Consider the following 15,274-nt stretch of genomic DNA (forward strand, 5'->3'; position numbering starts at 1 on the left):
AGTATCGCCCAGCCTATCGGCTCAGCCTATCGCTCAGGCGACCACCCGCGATGTCGCGCCATCCAGCGCGATCCGGAAGAACGGCGCGGGATAGCCGGCGAAATGGGCTCGGCGCTGGCTGGCCTCGGTGATCGACGCCATGTCGCCGATGCCCGGGTAATCGGCGAAACCGATCACCTGCAGATCGTTCATGACCCACCAGCTGTATTCCTGCGCGGGGCATTGCTCGGGTACGCTCGCAACCAGCCCCGTCCCGTTGAGCAGCGTGAACGGTCCCAGCGGGGTCGGCGCCACCGCGCCATAAAGACCGGTCGGCCCGGCCGCGCCGTCCTCGGCGAAGACCTTGCCCTGTGTCGACCAGAACAGGTAATAATTGCCATCCACCGCGCGCATGTGCGGGCGTTCCAGCTCGTTGTTCAGCCCGGCCGCGTTGAGCACCGGCGCCCGCAGGGTCCAGCCGGAGGTTTCGCCCTCGCTCGCCGTGGCGACGCCGATGACGCCGGTCCAGCGCGAGGAAGAACGCGCGCACGATCCGGTGAAGAACAGGAAGTCTCCGCCGCCGCGCGGATCACGAAAGAACCCGGGATCGCGGAAGCCGAGGATTTCTCCCGCCCGCCCTTCCGTCTGGTCCGCGACCCTGTAGTGCCGGCCGTCCGCGATGATGACTTCCGTCAGCCCGGACCAGCCGGATAGCGCAAACGTGCCATCCAGCGCTTCGAACCCGCATTGCGCCGCGAACAGCCGTTGTTCCAGACTGGGCGGGGTGACGCCGCGCCGCCCGGCGGCGGTGAAATAGACGGTGAGCAACCCGGCCGTCTCGTCGAGAACGGCCGAGCCCGACCATTCCCGGTCGCCCGGCGTAAACCCATCGGGAAACACCGGCTGGTGCAGGGTCCAGCGACCGCCCTTCTCGCTGGCGAGATGGATGCGCGCGATGGCATGGCGCGCATCCGGGTCTTCTCCCGCCCGAGCGGTCAGCACCATCCACAGCGCGGCGCCGTCGAAGCGCGGAAGCGAGCCATCAGCCCGTTCGACCGGCCACATGTCCCAGAGGTCGAAGCCGGGCACGCGCGCGGTTTCGTCCAGAGTGAAAGCCGGGATGGTGCTGTCGGATGTCAGGGCGAGGGAGGACAGGTCGGCGGCGGTCCACATGGTGGAATCAGGCATACCACGATTGCCGTTTGCGGTGACCATGGTCGCCATACTGAAATATTCCTCTCGCTTGCCTTGGCGAGGATCGGTCCTCGCGTAAACGTTACACTAAAATTCTCGAACGGCGCCTGTGTCGCTGTCGGAAGCGGCCCGCTTCCGCTTATGTCCGTATTGGAAACCCCGTAATTTTGCCGTTCCCTGGTTGATGGCAATTCGTGCTGGCCAATCCGCGCGACCGATCCTAGGATAGAGCAATCGATTACGCAATCGTGCATTTTCAGGGGGTGACATCGGTTCCGGGAGGTTGGCGGACGTGGTCGGCAGTGGCAGGATGGCCGCCGGTGGCGTGCCGCCCGGTCCTGCCTGTCGCGGACTGAGGTTGTATGCCGGAGTCGGATGGTCGGAAGCTTTCCGGCCTGCCTGTTGCGGGAGAATGGAATGGAATGGCCGATCAACCGCAGGCAGGTGCTGCTGGGGAGTGGAATGTTGCTGACGAACGGGCCGGTGCAAGCCGCCAGGGAAGCCCTGAAGATCCCGCAGGGCGCGGGCCAGTTGTCTGCCGCGTGGCTGGAGGCGCCTGCACTGCCGCTTTGGGAAGGGCAGCCGCCCGGCGCGCCGAAGGTGGCGCCGTCGAAGTCCGCCACGCTAGATCCCACGTTCATCACCGGGGTGATCCGGCCCGAAATGCGGGTGTTCCGTCCGCAGAAAGGCAATGGTCGCGCCCTGCTGGCGATCCCGGGCGGCGCATACAATTTCGTGTCGAGCCGCAACGAAGGACTGGACGTTGCGCGGGTGTTCACGGGGCTGGGCTACACGGTGTTCGTGCTGGTCTATCGCTTGCCGGGCGAAGGCTGGGCCGATCGCTGGGACGTGCCGCTGCAGGATGCGCAGCGGGCCATGCGCCTCATCCGGTCGCGGGCCGAGCACTTCGGCATCGACCGGTCCGTGGCCGTGGTGGGATTTTCAGCCGGCGGGCATCTGGCGGCCTCACTCATCACCAGCGGAAGCCAAGCGGTCTATGAAGCGCGTGATGCCGCGGACGAGCTGGACCCGGTGCCGAGCTGCGCCGGCCTGATCTATCCGGTCATCGCGGTGACGCCGCCTTATACGCATGCGCTTTCCGCGCAGACACTGCTCGGCCCCGCGCCGGAGCCAGCCTTGATCGCCCGCCGCTCGCCTGCGCAGCATGTCGGTGCCGATACGCCGCCGACGTTTCTGGCTCACGCCATCGATGACCAGGCGGTTCCCTATCAGAACACGATGTTGTTCCTGGATGCCATGCGGGACGTGGGACGGCCGGTGGAAGCGCACCTGTTCGAGGAGGGCGGGCATGGTTTCGGCATCGGCCCCGCGAACGCGCCGGCGGGGCAATGGCCGTCCTTGCTCCATGCGTTTCTTGGGCGGCACGGGGGCTGAACGGCATGGCTCCGGTCAGGCGCCCGTCGGATTGGCGCGCGCTCTGGCCACCACGCGCCGAAGGTTCGCGATGTCGACCGCGCCGGGGATCAGGTAGGGGCCGACAAGGATGCCCGGCGTACCCTTGAGGCCCATCACGGTGGCATAGAGATTGGTACGGGTGATGGCGGCGTCGATATCCTTTGCGTGGATCGCAAGGTCGCCCTGCAACCTGTTCCAGTCGATCCCGGCCCGATCGGCTGCCGCGCGCACCCCTTGAGAGGTAATCCGCCCCGGCGTCTGCATCATGGCATCGTTGAACGCAGCGTGCCTGCCCTGATAGTTCGCGGCGATTGCCGTGCGGGCGGCTTCGACCGATCCCGCCCCGAATATCGGCCAGTCGCGATAGACGACCTTCACCTTCCGGTCTTCGCGCAGCAATTGCTGGATCACCGGGTGGATCTGCTTGCAGTAGGGGCACTGGTAGTCGGAGAAGAGCACGATCGTGACGTCCGCGCCGCGCGGCGCGACGGTCGGTACCACGGGATCGTTCTGCAACAGGGCGCGGATGTTGGCGGCGGCCTGCGTATCGTCGGTCCCGCGCCCGGGCGCGGCGGCCAGCGCGGCCCCGGTCGGCAGGAGCAGCGCCAGCGCGGCGATTGCGGCAAGGCCGGCGTGCATCGTGTTCTTCATGCAAGATCCTTTCAGACCGCTCGATAGCGGTGACCTACTCGTCCGGGTAGCTGGTTTCCCCTCTGGCGCCTGCGATAGTTCGCCCGGTTGGTGATGACGGGATGGCAGAGTGACGGTCGCAGGCGTCTGGGAGAACGAGTACGGCTCGCGCATGATCCTCGCGGTGGAGGAGAAGCCTGCGGGAAGCGGCGCGATCTGGGGCGTGTATGAATCGACCACCGGATCGACGGGCCGCTACCTCGTGACCGGCCGTCGGGGCGGGACCGCTTGCGGCGAGAAGGGCCAGCCGCTTGCTCTTGCGATCGCATGGCGTTCGGTCGGTGGCGATCCTGCCGATCCGAGCTGGCACTGGGCGTCGGCGATGGCCGGCCAGTATCATGGCCAGGATGGCGGAGCGCAGGTGACGGTCAATCATCTGCTCGTGGCATCCGGGGAGTTTCCGGGCCTGTGCGGCCCCGGCCTCTATTGCGACAAGCTCACCTATCGCAGGACTTCGGATACCCCCTATGCCGGGTTGCCGCCGGCGGGGGTGGCCGTTCCCCATCCGGCGTCGGGCGTCTGGAGCGGCGCGGACGGCATGCGGCTTGCCCTCCGCGTGCTGGCCGAGCCGGGTGGGCGCGTCGCGCTGGTGGACGGTTTTCTGGAGCAAGACGGGCGCGAAATCGCCATCACCGGCTTTGCCGATCTGGACGGGCAGGCGGAGGAAAGCGACCGGTGTGCGCTGGCGATCACCGCTTACGACGAGGCGCGGAACCGGACGGTCGCGATGGGCGGCTGGCTGGAGGGGGAGGCGGGGGCGCTCCTGCTGCAGGCACTGACCGGGCATGCCACGCCGTTGGACGGCGCCTACCTCCAGACCTCGCTTTGGCCACTGTCGCTGGTCCGGCGCGACGGGCCGTGACGTCGCTGCCGCCGCCACGGGAAGGGGAGGTTGCGCCGGAGCGCGGGGCGGCACACTATGCGGCGGCAAGCAGGGATGGCGCGGGGCCATCCGGCCAGCGTCGAGGGGGAATGCCCAGCACCGGAACCGCCAGTGACGCCCAGCGGATGCTCCAGCTCAAGCTGGAAGTGCCGCGCATGCCGTCGAGCGTGGTCCACCGCGCCCGGCTGATGACCGCGCTGGGATCGGTGGCGGCGAGCCGCCTGGTTCTCCTGACCGCGCCGGCCGGCTTCGGCAAGACCACGCTGCTGTCACAATGGCGCGATCACTTGCGCGACGCCGGCGGGCGCGTGGGCTGGCTGACGCTCGACGAGGGCGATGCGGACGTGCGCCGCTTCATGATCGGGGTGATCCGGGCGCTGGAAAGCGCCGATGTCGACGTGGGCGATCTGGTGGCGCAGGCCGACCGGGGCCTGACCGAGATTACCATCGACAGCGCGGTGCGCGAATTGAACGCGCGCCTGGCCGGCAGCGGCGCGCCGGTCACGCTGATTCTTGACGATTATCACCGCGCGTCCGCCCAGCCGCTCGACGGGTTCCTCGGGCAGTGGATCGCGCTGCTGCCCGAAGGCACGCGCCTGCTGATGAGCACGCGCCGCCGACCGGAAATCGGGCTGCACCGCCTGCTGGGCAGCGGCGCGGCGGTGGAGATCACCAGCGACATGCTGCGCTTCACGCCGTCGGAATCGCGGCAGGTGCTCGATGTCGGTCTGGCCGAAGCCGATCGCGACGCGCTGGCGGAACGGACCGAGGGCTGGCCGGTGGCGCTGCAGCTTGCCCGCCTGATCACCTTGCAGGGCCAGGGGCAGGCCTCCGGTGCGCCCGCTTTGGGCCGGCTGGCAACGCGGGGAGGGCATTTGTGGAGCTTCCTTTCCGATCAGGTCCTGCGCGGGCTGACCGAGGAGGCGGTCGATTTTCTGCTGGAAACCTCAATCCTCGAACGGTTCAGCGTGGAGATCACCGATGCGCTGCGGGGGCGTGACGACAGCTGGCGGATCATGGAGCAGCTGGAGCCGCTGCAATCGTTGCTGACACCGCTCGATGCCGACGCGATCTGGTATCGGTATCACCATCTCTTCGCCGATTATCTCCAGGCGCAGTTGCGCCAGCGCAGGCCGACGGCGGTGCCCGCGCTGCACTTGCGCGCCTCGGAAGCATTCGAACGGCGGGGACTGCTGGACGAGGCGGTGCGCCACGCCAGCCTGGCCGGCGATTTCGCGCGCTGCGCCGAACTGGTGGAGCAGGCGGGCGGCTGGCGGCTGGTGCTGTTCGGCGGGATGGGACAGCTCAACCAGCTGCTGGGTTTCATTCCTCCGGCAGAGCGCCTGTCGCACCCGCGCCTGCTGCTGGCCGAAGCCTACGTGAAGCTCAAGATGGGTCTGCTGCGCGAGGCGCGATCGACGTTCGATCTGGTGGCCCTTGATCCGGGTGCGCCGGCGGGTGACTGGCCTGCTGGGGACTGGAGCCTGCTGAACGATTACGAGCGCGATACCCTCAACATCAACGTCCTGATCCGCACGTACGAGGACAATACCGTCGACGTGCCGTTCCTGTCGTTCTTCGAGACGATGCGGCAGCGGATGCCGGATGCCGACGGACTGACGCGCGGCGTGCTCGATTGCGCGGGGGCGGTAGCCAGCCTGTGCGCGGGCCAACTGGCAAGGGCGGAGGATTTCGCGCGGCAGGCGATGGGCGCGATGCGCTCGGTCAATTCGGTGCTGGGCCTCAACTACTGCTTCCTGCACGCGGGCCTGTCGTGCGCCTATCGCGGCGAACTGCGCAGCGCCACCGCCTATCTCCAGCGCGCGAAGGCGATGGCGGTCGAGAACTTCGGCGCGGACAGCGGCCTGAAGGCACTGGCGGAGACGCTGCTGGCGCTGGTCGAGCTGTGGGGCGACGGGCGGTTGACGATGACCGCACAGGAGCTTGACGAGGCGTTCCGCCATGTCTGTGATTACGATGGCTGGTTCGAAATCTATGCCGCCGGGCTGGATAGCCGCTTCCGCCTTGCCTGGCAGGCACAGGATAGCGCGGCCATGGACCGCGTGATTGCTGATGGCGATGCGCTGACCCGCGCCCGCGGGCTGGAGCGGCTGGCGAGCATCGTCCAGGCGCAGCGCCTGCTGCGCCATGGTGCGGCGGGCGAGACAGCACAGGCGCAGCCGCTGGCGGAACACCTTGCCGCCCGTTTCCCCCTCGGCATCTGGCGCGACAATCCCGTCCACTGGCGCGCCGGCGTGGACGTGGCGTTCGCACTGGGAACGTGGCTGGCGATCCGCGATCCGGCGCAGGCGCGCGAACGGGCGGGCGACATGCTTGCCTGTGCCCGGGCGATCGGCGCGCGTCCCTATGAAGTGCGCGCGCATCTGCTGCTGGCGCGCATCGCCGCGCTGGGCCGGCGGCCTGACGATGCCATGGGCCATTTGCGCGAGGCGGTGGAGCGCGCTGCCGGTGAAGGGATCGCGTTGCCGTTCTTCGAGCAGCCCGAACTCGCGCCGCTGATCCGCCGGCTCAAGCGCGCGCTGTGGGACGGCGGCGGCAATCCCGTCGAGGCCTCGTTCCTGTCCTCTATCGACGAACGCATGGCGGAGACCGGCCCGGCGGACGGCAGCCCGATCGCGGTGCTCAGCACGCGCGAGCAGGAGGTCGTCGCCGAGCTTTCGCGCGGACTGACCAACAAGGAAATTGCCCGCGCGCTCGACATGACCGAGCACACCGTCAAATTCCACCTCAAAAACATCTTCGCCAAGCTGGGCGTGGACCGTCGCGCCCACGCGCTGTCTGCCTTGCGCGACACCGGCTGGTCCTCCCGCGCCTGACTCTCCGCCCGCCGCCGGACCTCCCCGTTCGGGTAGGTCTGCCGCCGCCTCCACCGATGGGTAGCTACTCTCCGGGGCAGCTTGTTCGTGACCACTCGATGACGGACCTTGCCGGAAGAGACACAAATCCGACCAAGGGGGGTCCAATGTCCGTTCGTAGCACGATACGCCTGTCCGCCTGCGCCTCGGCGCTCGTCCTGTCCGCCGCCGGCGTGGCCCACGCGCAGCAAGCGCCGGCGGAAGAGGCCGCTGCCGCGCCTGCCGATCCCAGCCAGATCGTCGTGATCGGGCGTGGCCGCCTGGAAGCGCTACAGCAGGCGCCGCTGTCGGTCACCGCCTTTTCCAGCCAGGCACTGGAGGATGCGCGGGTGAAGGGCGTGGCGGATTTCATCGGCATCACGCCCAATATCTCGATCGTCCAGTCGCAGAGCGCGGGCAATTCGTTCGTCACCATTCGCGGCATCTCGCAGGTCCGCAACGGCGAAAGCCCGATCGCGGTGGTGACCGACGGCATCCAGCAGATTTCGGCGCGCCAGTTCACCAGCGACCTGTTCGACGTGAAGCAGATCGAAGTGCTGCGCGGCCCGCAGGGCGCTCTTTACGGGCGCAACGCGATCGGCGGCGCGATCATCATCACCACCAAGCAGCCGACCAACGACTTTCATCTCGACGCGCAGATTTCCGCCGGCAACGGCAACGACTACCGCGGCGAGGTTTCGGTCAGCGGGCCGATCGTCAAGGACAAGCTGCTGTTCCGCCTGGCCGGCAGCGCGCGCAATTTCGGCGGCCTGCTGCGTAACGACTATCTGAACCAGACGGTCGACTGGGTGCATGACCGCAACGTGCGCGGCCAGTTGAAAGCGTTCCTGACCGATACGCTGACCGCGGACCTGCGCGCGAGCTACAGCCACACCAACGCGATCGGCGATCAGTTCCAGTATCAGGGCGCCAAGTTCGCCTCGGACACATCGTGCTTCCTCGATCCGGCCAATCCCTTCGGTGGTCCCGCGCCCGATGCCGACCGCGTCAGCCGCCGGTTCTGCGCCAACAACCGAGGCCGCAATTTCCGCGAGCTGACGGATGTATCGCTGAAGCTGGAGAACAAGGCGGACTGGGGCACGATCACCAATGTCCTCTCCTACATCAACATCAAGGAATACCTCGAAGGCGATCAGTTCCCCTACACCGCCAGCCGCAACGTGTTCGGCACCGACGGCACGCAGACGCAGTACGAAACCGTCAAGGCCTGGCAGAACGACCTGCGCATCTCATCGCCCGATGGCGGCCGCTTCCGCTGGATGATCGGTGCCTACATCCTTGGCACCCGCCGGTTCATCTCGACCACGACGGGGCAGGACAACGGGCAGGGCATCGTCAGCATCTACAAGGCGCCGCAGTACAGCAATCCGATCAACCCCACGCTGTCGTTCCTCGCTGATAACAACCGCAACACCGCCTATGCCTTCTACGGCAACGTCGCCTATGACCTGACCGACAAGCTCGAAGCCGCGGTCGCGTTCCGCTACGATCACGATCACCGCCACCAGATGATCGATCCGCTGAGCAGCGCGGGCGTTCCCGCCGGCTGCACGGTGGCGGCCACCACCGCCTGTGCGCGCGTCGCCAATTTCAGCAAGGCACAGCCCAAGGTCACGCTGAACTATAAGGCCAGCCCGAACCTCACGCTGTTCGCCGACTGGGGCATCGGTTTCCGGTCTGGCCAGTTCAACCAGGCCGGCGCGGCGTCCGCCGCCAACCTGCCCGGCGCTTTCGACCTGGCCCGGCAGGAAAGCGCGGAAACGACCGAGGCCGGCTTCAAGGCGACGCTGCTCGGCGGCCGCCTGCGGATCAACGGCACCGCGTTCTACACCGCTGACAAAAACCCGTTCTACTTCGTGTTCGTGGGCGCGGTGGGCGCGCAGATCCTCGTCAACGTCGACAAGGTCGATCTCTACGGCGGGGAAATCGAGGTGGCCTTCACCCCGGTCAAGGGCTTGGACCTCTACGCCAACTACGGATACACCCACAGCCGGATCAAGCAGTTCACGTTCAATCCCGCCGATGTCGGCAACTGGGCACCCTATATCCCGCGCGACAGCGGATCGATCGGCGCGCAATACCGCTTCCCGGTGTCCGATGGCCTCAACGTCTTCGCGCGGGGCGAGATGGAACACCACGGCAAGCAGTACTGGGACCCGGAAAACGCCACGGCGCGGTCTTCCTTCCAGCTCGTCAACCTTCATGCCGGGCTGGAGGACGCCAGCGGCAAGTGGAGTCTGACCGGGTTCGTCCGCAACCTTGGCGACAAGAAGTACAACGCCGAGTTCGTCAGCGGGGGCTTCGTCCAGCCGGCCTCGCCGCGCACCTGGGGCTTCGAGCTGCGGACGAGCTTCTGAGGGAAAGGACATGACCGCGAACGTCCATCACCGCGAGGCGCCGGCCACGGCGCCGCTCAGGATCCTCTGGGTCAATCCGATCAACCAGCCGGGCTATGACGCGCCGATCGCCGACCTGATCGGCCGCGTCAAACTGCCCAATGCCGAAGTCCATGTCGTTTCGCTCGCCATTCCCGAGCCGGTCGCGCTGACCAACCTGGAATGGCGGGTGTTCGAAAGCCGCATCTGGTTTCCGGTGACGGCGATCGCGCGCTATGCCGCGACCCATGGCTTCGATGGCTATGCCATCGGTTGCTTCTACGACACCGCGCTGGACGAGGCGCGCGAGATTTCCGGCGATGCCGTGGTCTGCGCGCCGTGCCAGTCGGCGCTCCAGATCGTGTCCAACCTCGCCAACCGCTTCTCGGTCGTGATCGGCGTCGAGAAGTGGAAGGTGCAGATGGAAGATCGCATCCGCCACTACGGCTATCATGACCGGCTGGCCTCGTTCCGCACCATCGGCCGCCACGTCGATGAATTCCAGCAGGATACCGCCGCCACCGAGGACGCCATCCGCCGCGCGGTGCGCGAAGCGGTGGAGATCGACAAGGCCGAGGCGGTGATTCTGGGCTGCACGATCGAATTCGGCTTCTACGCGCAGTTGCAGCGGGAGTTCGGCGTCCCAATCGTCGATGCCGTCTATGCCTGTTACAAGGCGACCGAGGCGGCGGCGCTGGCCAAGGTGCAGTTCGGATGGAAGCCCAGCCGGCGTTACAGCATGGCCCCGCCCGGCGAGGAGCGGCTGGCGGCCAGCGGCCTGTTCGCCGCGCCGCCGCCGATCGGCAACACCGTGATCGTGCCCCGCGCCTGACCGCGCCGCACTTTCCCTGATTCCTTCCCACCGGGGCCTGGCGACAGGCCCAACCGGAGAATTTCCCGTGCGTGCAGCAAGCGACGTCGGCGGCACCTTCACCGACCTGGTCTATTATCCCGTCGATCCCGAGACCGGCCGCCCCGGCGCGGTGCAGGTGGCCAAGGCGGATACCACCCCGCCCGAATTCGAACAGGGCGTGATGAACGCCATGGCCAAGGCCGGCCTTTCGCCCGCCGCGCTCGATTTCTTCGCGCACGGCTCCACCGTGGTCATCAACGCGCTGACCGAGCGCAAGGGCGTGAAGACCGCGCTGATCACCACGGCGGGCTTCCGCGACGTGATCGAGATCGCGCGGGGCAACCGGCCGGACCTGTTCAACTTCAACTTCCGCAAGCCCCGGCCGTTTGTGGACCGCTATCTGCGTGCCGAACTGGCCGAGCGCAGCAACTTCCGGGGGGATCTGGTGAAGCCGGTCGATCTCGCGCCGTTGCCCGCGCTGCTCGATTTCTTCCGGGCGGAAGGCGTCGAGGCGATCGCGGTGGCTTTTCTCCACGCCTATGTGAATCCCGAAAACGAACGCCGCACGGTGGAGGCGATCCGCGCGGCCTGGCCCGGCGTGGCCGTGCTGGCGAGCCACGAGGTGAGCCGCGAATGGCGCGAATATGAAAGGACCAACACCACCGTCCTGTCCGCCTATGTCTCGCCGATCGCGCGGCGCTATATCGAGCGGCTGGAACAGCGGCTGGCCGACGGCGGCTTTGGCCAGAAGCCCTACATGATGCAGTCCAACGGCGGCATTGCCACCGCGGCGGCGGCCAAGGCGAACCCGATCACCATGGTCGAATCCGGACCCGCCAGCGGCATCTACGCCGCCGCCCATGTCGGCCGGGCGATCGGCGAGCCGAACCTGATCGTGCTCGATATCGGCGGCACCACGGCCAAGTGCACGCTGATCGAGGGCGGCCAGATCAAGGTCTCGACCGACTACTACATCGAGCGCGACGGCAAGTCGCCCGGCTATCCGGTGCAGACACCCGTTTCCGAAATCGTCGAGATCGGCAACGGCGGCGGGTCCATCGCGTGGGTCGATGCCGGCGGCAAGCTCCATGTCGGGCCGCAATCGGCCGGCGCGCGCCCGGGGCCGGCGGCCTATGGGCGCGGCGGCACCCGTCCGACCACGACTGACGCCAATCTCCTGCTGGGCCGCATCGATCCGGCCAGCTTCGTCGGCGGGGAGGTGGAACCGGACTGGCAGGCGGTGGATGCCGCGTTCGCGCCATTGTGCGACCAGCTCGGGCTCAGCCGCGCGGAACTGGCGCGCGGGGTGATCCGCATCGCCAACGCCAACATGACCACCGCGCTGCGGCTGGTGTCCACCAACAAGGGCTACGATCCGCGCGATTTCGCGCTGATGGCCTTTGGCGGCGGCGGGGCGATGCACGCGGTGGCGCTGGCCGAGGAGCTCAAGGTGCCGCGCGTGATCATCCCGGTTAACTCCTCCGTGTTCTCGGCCTGGGGGATGCTGCTGACCGACTTGCGGCGCGACTATATCCGCACCCGGTTGACTCCGCTCGCGCCCGGCAGCATCGACGCCGTGCGCGCCATCTTCGCCGAAATCGAGGCGGAGGCGCTGCGCGATTTCGCCGGCGAAGCGGGCGATCGCGCGCCGCTGTTCGAATACCGGGCGGACCTGCGCTATGCGGGGCAGGAACATACCGTGGGCATCGCCTTCCCGCTCGATGGCGATGCGCCGGTGGACGCCGCGATCGCGGCGTTTCACGAGGCGCACGAGAAGCGCTTCACCTACCGGCTCGACGCGGCGGTGCAGCTCGTCAACTTCCACCTTGTCGCCACCCTGCCGGTCGACAAGCCCGACCTTGCCGAGCGGGCGGTGACTGGCCTGACGCTGGCGGATGCGGTCAAGGGCACCCGGCGCGTCGATTTCGACACGCACGGCGTGCATGACGCGACGATCTATGACGGGCTGCGGCTGGAGCCGGGGATGGCGTTGTCCGGCCCGGCGGTGATCCAGGAGCCGGCCGTTACCCTGCCGCTGCCGCCGGGCGCGCGTGCCGAAGTCGATCGCCTTGGCAATTACCATGTCCATCTTCCCCAGCCCGAAGGAGCGCGCCCGTGAGCACCGATCCCTTCACCCAGGAAATCATCAAGGACGCGCTCGTGGCCCTGGGCGACGAGATGTTCAACGCGATGATCCGTACCTCGATGAGCCCGATCATCTACGAGACGACCGACTTCGCCGTGGGCGCGACCGACGCGCGCGGCAACCTGCTGGCGCAGGGCAACGGCGTGACCGGCTTCCTCGCCACGCTCGATACCGCCGTGCAGAGCACGCTGGAGCACTGGCCGCTCGACCGGATCAGGCCGGGCGACATCTTCGTCACCAATTCGCCCTACGAAGGCGGCGGCACGCACCTGTCGGACGTGGTGATCCTCTATCCGGTCTTTGTCGACGGCCGGCTGATCGCCTGGACCGTCAACAAGGCGCACTGGACCGAAGTGGGCGGCACTTATCCCGGCAGCGCGACCACCGCATCGACCGACATCTTCCAGGAAGGGCTGCACCTGCGCTTCCTCAAGCTGTTCGACGAAGGCCGCATGAACGAGGCGCTGGTCGAGTTGATCCGCACCAACGTTCGTCTGCCCGACAGCACCATCGGCGACATGCACGCGGGCGTGGCCGCTTGCCGCGTGGGCGGGCGGCGGATCGTCGAACTCGCCGCGAAATACGGGGTCGACGATCTGCTGGCGGCGATGGATTCGCTGCTCGACTATGGCGAGCGCATGACGCGCGAGGAGCTGAAGAAGCTGCCCAAGGGCGTGTTCACCGCCGAGGACGTGGTGGAAGAGGACGGGCACGGCAACGGCCCGTTCGTGATCAAGGTCAAGGTGACGATCACCGACGACCGGATGATCGCCGATTTTACCGGCACCAGCGGCCAGGCGCCGGGGCCGATCAACCTGTCCTACGCCGGCCTCATCACCGGCGTGCGCTGCACGTTCAAGGCGGTCACCAATACCGAGATTCCGGCCAACGGCGGCTGTTTCCGCGCGCTGGAGGTGATCTGCCCGGAAGGCACGATCCTGTCGGCGAAAAGCCCGGCGCCGGTTTCGATCTACTATGAATCGCTGCTGGGCGCGATCGAGGTCATGTGGAAGGCGCTGGCCCCGCTGATGCCGCACAAGCTGCCGGTGGGCCACCAGCGTACCGTGGGCGCGACGTTCATTTCCGGGCTTCTGCCCGGCACTGAAGACCTGTTCGTGATGGGCGAGCCGCTGGTGGGCGGCTGGGGCGCGGGCATCGATCACGACGGCGATGCCGGCCAGTTCTGCGCCGCCAATGGCGAGACGTTCAACATCCCCATCGAACTGGCCGAAAGCCGCTACGGCTTCGAGATCGACCAGTATGCCTTGCACGACGAGGACGGCGGCGCGGGCGAATACCGTGGCGGCAAGGGCGTGGTGCTGGACTATCGCGTGACGGCGAAGGAAGCCTTCCTCACCTATTCCGCCACGCGCACCACCTCGCGCCCGTGGGGGCTGGCCGGCGGTGGCGAAGGCTCCACCAACCGCGCCGAGATCCTGCGCCGCGATGGCTCGGTGGAGACTTATTCGATGGTCACCGGCGCGCGGGCGGTGGAAGGGGAGATCTTCCGGCTCGTCAGCGCGACGGGTGGCGGCTATGGTGATCCGATGAAACGCGATCGATCCCGCCTGCTGGCCGACCTGCGCGATGGCTATGTCACGTCGGAGCAGGCGCGGCGCGATTACGGGTTCGATCCGGCGGCATGATCGGCGGATCGACCATCGCGGCCGAACTGGCCACGATCCAGCCGTGGGCGGATCGCGCGCCCGCGATCACGCTGGCGGAGCGGCAGGCCCGGATCGAGCGTGCCCGCGCGGCCATGGTCGATGCCGGGGCGGATGCGCTGCTGGTGGGGGCGGGGCTCAGCCTCTCGTACTTCACCGGGATCGGCTGGGGCATGATCGAACGGCTGGTGGCGATGGTGCTGACGCCGCGCGGCAAGCCCTACATCGTCTGTCCGGCGTTCGAGCAGGGGTCGCTCGAGGCGATCCTGACCCTGGATGTCGATCTGCGGTTGTGGGAGGAGCACGAAAGTCCTTCCGCACTGGTCACCGCGATCCTGCGCGAAGCCGGCGCCACGCGGCTGGCGATCGATCCGGCGCTGCCGTTCGGCATGGCGGAGAGGGTCCGGCTGGCGGCGCCCTCTGCCTCGGTCCTCGATGCCACCCCGATCATCGACGGGTGCCGGGCGATCAAGTCGGAGCCGGAACTGGCGCTGATGCGGCAAGCCAAGCGGATGACGCTGGAAGTCCAGCGCCGCGCCGCCCGCGTTCTCGCCCCCGGTATCCGCGCCAGCGCCGTGCGCGGCTTCATCGATGCCGCGCACAAGGCGATCGGCAGCGCCGGCAGCACGTTCTGCATCGTCCAGTTCGGCGCTTCCACCGCCTTCCCGCACGGCTTGCCGCAGGACGACGAACTGCGCGAGGGCGACATGGTGCTGATCGACACCGGCTGCGCGGTGGAAGGCTACAATTCCGACATCACCCGCAGCTACGTTTTCGGCAAGGCGGATGACGAACAGAGCCGTATCTGGGACATCGAGGCCGAGGCGCAACGCGCGGCGTTCGACGCCGTGCGCCCCGGCGTGCCCTGCGCCGCGATCGACGCGGCGGCGCGGGCGGTGCTGGAACGGCACGGACTGGGTCCGGACTACCGCCTGCCCGGCCTGCCGCATCGCACCGGCCACGGCATCGGCCTGTCGATTCACGAAGGTCCCTATCTCGTGCGCGGAGACGAGACGCCGCTGAAGCCCGGCATGTGCTTTTCCAACGAGCCGATGATCGTGGTGCCGGGCCGGTTCGGGGTGCGGCTGGAGGATCATTTCCACGTCACCGATCACGGCGCGCGCTGGTTTACCGAGCCTTCGCGGGCAATCGACGAACCGTTCGCCTGACGGGGCGCCTTGCCTTGCGGCATAGGCTC

At 67.6% G+C, this 15,274-nt stretch carries 10 protein-coding genes; 8 read left to right on the forward strand and 2 right to left on the reverse strand.

The genetic code is table 11. From position 1 onward, the window contains the following. Window positions 1-33: 33 nt before the first annotated feature. Entirely contained in the window at window positions 34-1,167 is a 1,134-nt protein-coding gene (locus NMD1_RS01375) for a glycoside hydrolase family 68 protein (protein ID WP_233497285.1), read from the reverse strand. 423 nt (window positions 1,168-1,590) lie between these two features. Between NMD1_RS01375 and NMD1_RS01380 the strand changes: the two genes are divergently transcribed. Beyond that, window positions 1,591-2,568: an alpha/beta hydrolase gene (locus NMD1_RS01380; protein WP_125953293.1), complete on the forward strand. Its 978-nt coding sequence runs from the start codon at window positions 1,591-1,593 to the stop codon at window positions 2,566-2,568. A gap of 15 nt (window positions 2,569-2,583) precedes the next feature. Here the strand turns inward: NMD1_RS01380 and NMD1_RS01385 are convergent, their stop codons facing one another. Further along, the gene (locus tag NMD1_RS01385) at window positions 2,584-3,240 is read right to left on the reverse strand and encodes a DsbA family protein (protein WP_124808944.1); all 657 of its coding nucleotides are present in this window, start codon (window positions 3,238-3,240) and stop codon (window positions 2,584-2,586) included. Between the two features lie 109 nt (window positions 3,241-3,349). Between NMD1_RS01385 and NMD1_RS01390 the strand changes: the two genes are divergently transcribed. The 7 genes from NMD1_RS01390 to NMD1_RS01420 all read left to right on the forward strand — a co-directional run bounded on the left by NMD1_RS01390 (window position 3,350) and on the right by NMD1_RS01420 (window position 15,245). Continuing rightward, the gene (locus tag NMD1_RS01390; RefSeq protein WP_125953294.1) at window positions 3,350-4,141 is read left to right on the forward strand and encodes an avidin/streptavidin family protein; all 792 of its coding nucleotides are present in this window, start codon (window positions 3,350-3,352) and stop codon (window positions 4,139-4,141) included. A gap of 110 nt (window positions 4,142-4,251) precedes the next feature. Next, complete coding sequence (locus tag NMD1_RS01395; protein WP_158453844.1) at window positions 4,252-6,999, forward strand: LuxR C-terminal-related transcriptional regulator; 2,748 nt, start codon at window positions 4,252-4,254, stop codon at window positions 6,997-6,999. Window positions 7,000-7,145: 146 nt separating this feature from the next. Beyond that, window positions 7,146-9,395, forward strand: a complete 2,250-nt coding sequence (locus NMD1_RS01400; RefSeq protein ID WP_233497286.1) for a TonB-dependent receptor — start codon at window positions 7,146-7,148, stop codon at window positions 9,393-9,395. A gap of 10 nt (window positions 9,396-9,405) precedes the next feature. Then, window positions 9,406-10,245: an aspartate/glutamate racemase family protein gene (locus NMD1_RS01405; protein WP_125953295.1), complete on the forward strand. Its 840-nt coding sequence runs from the start codon at window positions 9,406-9,408 to the stop codon at window positions 10,243-10,245. 67 nt (window positions 10,246-10,312) lie between these two features. Continuing rightward, complete coding sequence (locus NMD1_RS01410) at window positions 10,313-12,385, forward strand: hydantoinase/oxoprolinase family protein (protein WP_125953296.1); 2,073 nt, start codon at window positions 10,313-10,315, stop codon at window positions 12,383-12,385. Then, window positions 12,382-14,058 carry a hydantoinase B/oxoprolinase family protein gene (locus tag NMD1_RS01415; protein ID WP_125953297.1) on the forward strand — a complete coding sequence of 559 codons (1,677 nt, stop codon included), beginning with the start codon at window positions 12,382-12,384 and terminating at the stop codon, window positions 14,056-14,058. The genes NMD1_RS01410 and NMD1_RS01415 overlap by 4 nt, the downstream gene beginning before the upstream one ends. Continuing rightward, window positions 14,055-15,245 carry a Xaa-Pro peptidase family protein gene (locus NMD1_RS01420; protein ID WP_125953298.1) on the forward strand — a complete coding sequence of 397 codons (1,191 nt, stop codon included), beginning with the start codon at window positions 14,055-14,057 and terminating at the stop codon, window positions 15,243-15,245. Before NMD1_RS01415 ends, NMD1_RS01420 begins: the two co-directional genes overlap by 4 nt. Window positions 15,246-15,274: the final 29 nt, after the last annotated feature.

Origin of the sequence: Novosphingobium sp. MD-1 (genome assembly GCF_001014975.1) — a bacterium.
Lineage (GTDB): Bacteria > Pseudomonadota > Alphaproteobacteria > Sphingomonadales > Sphingomonadaceae > Novosphingobium.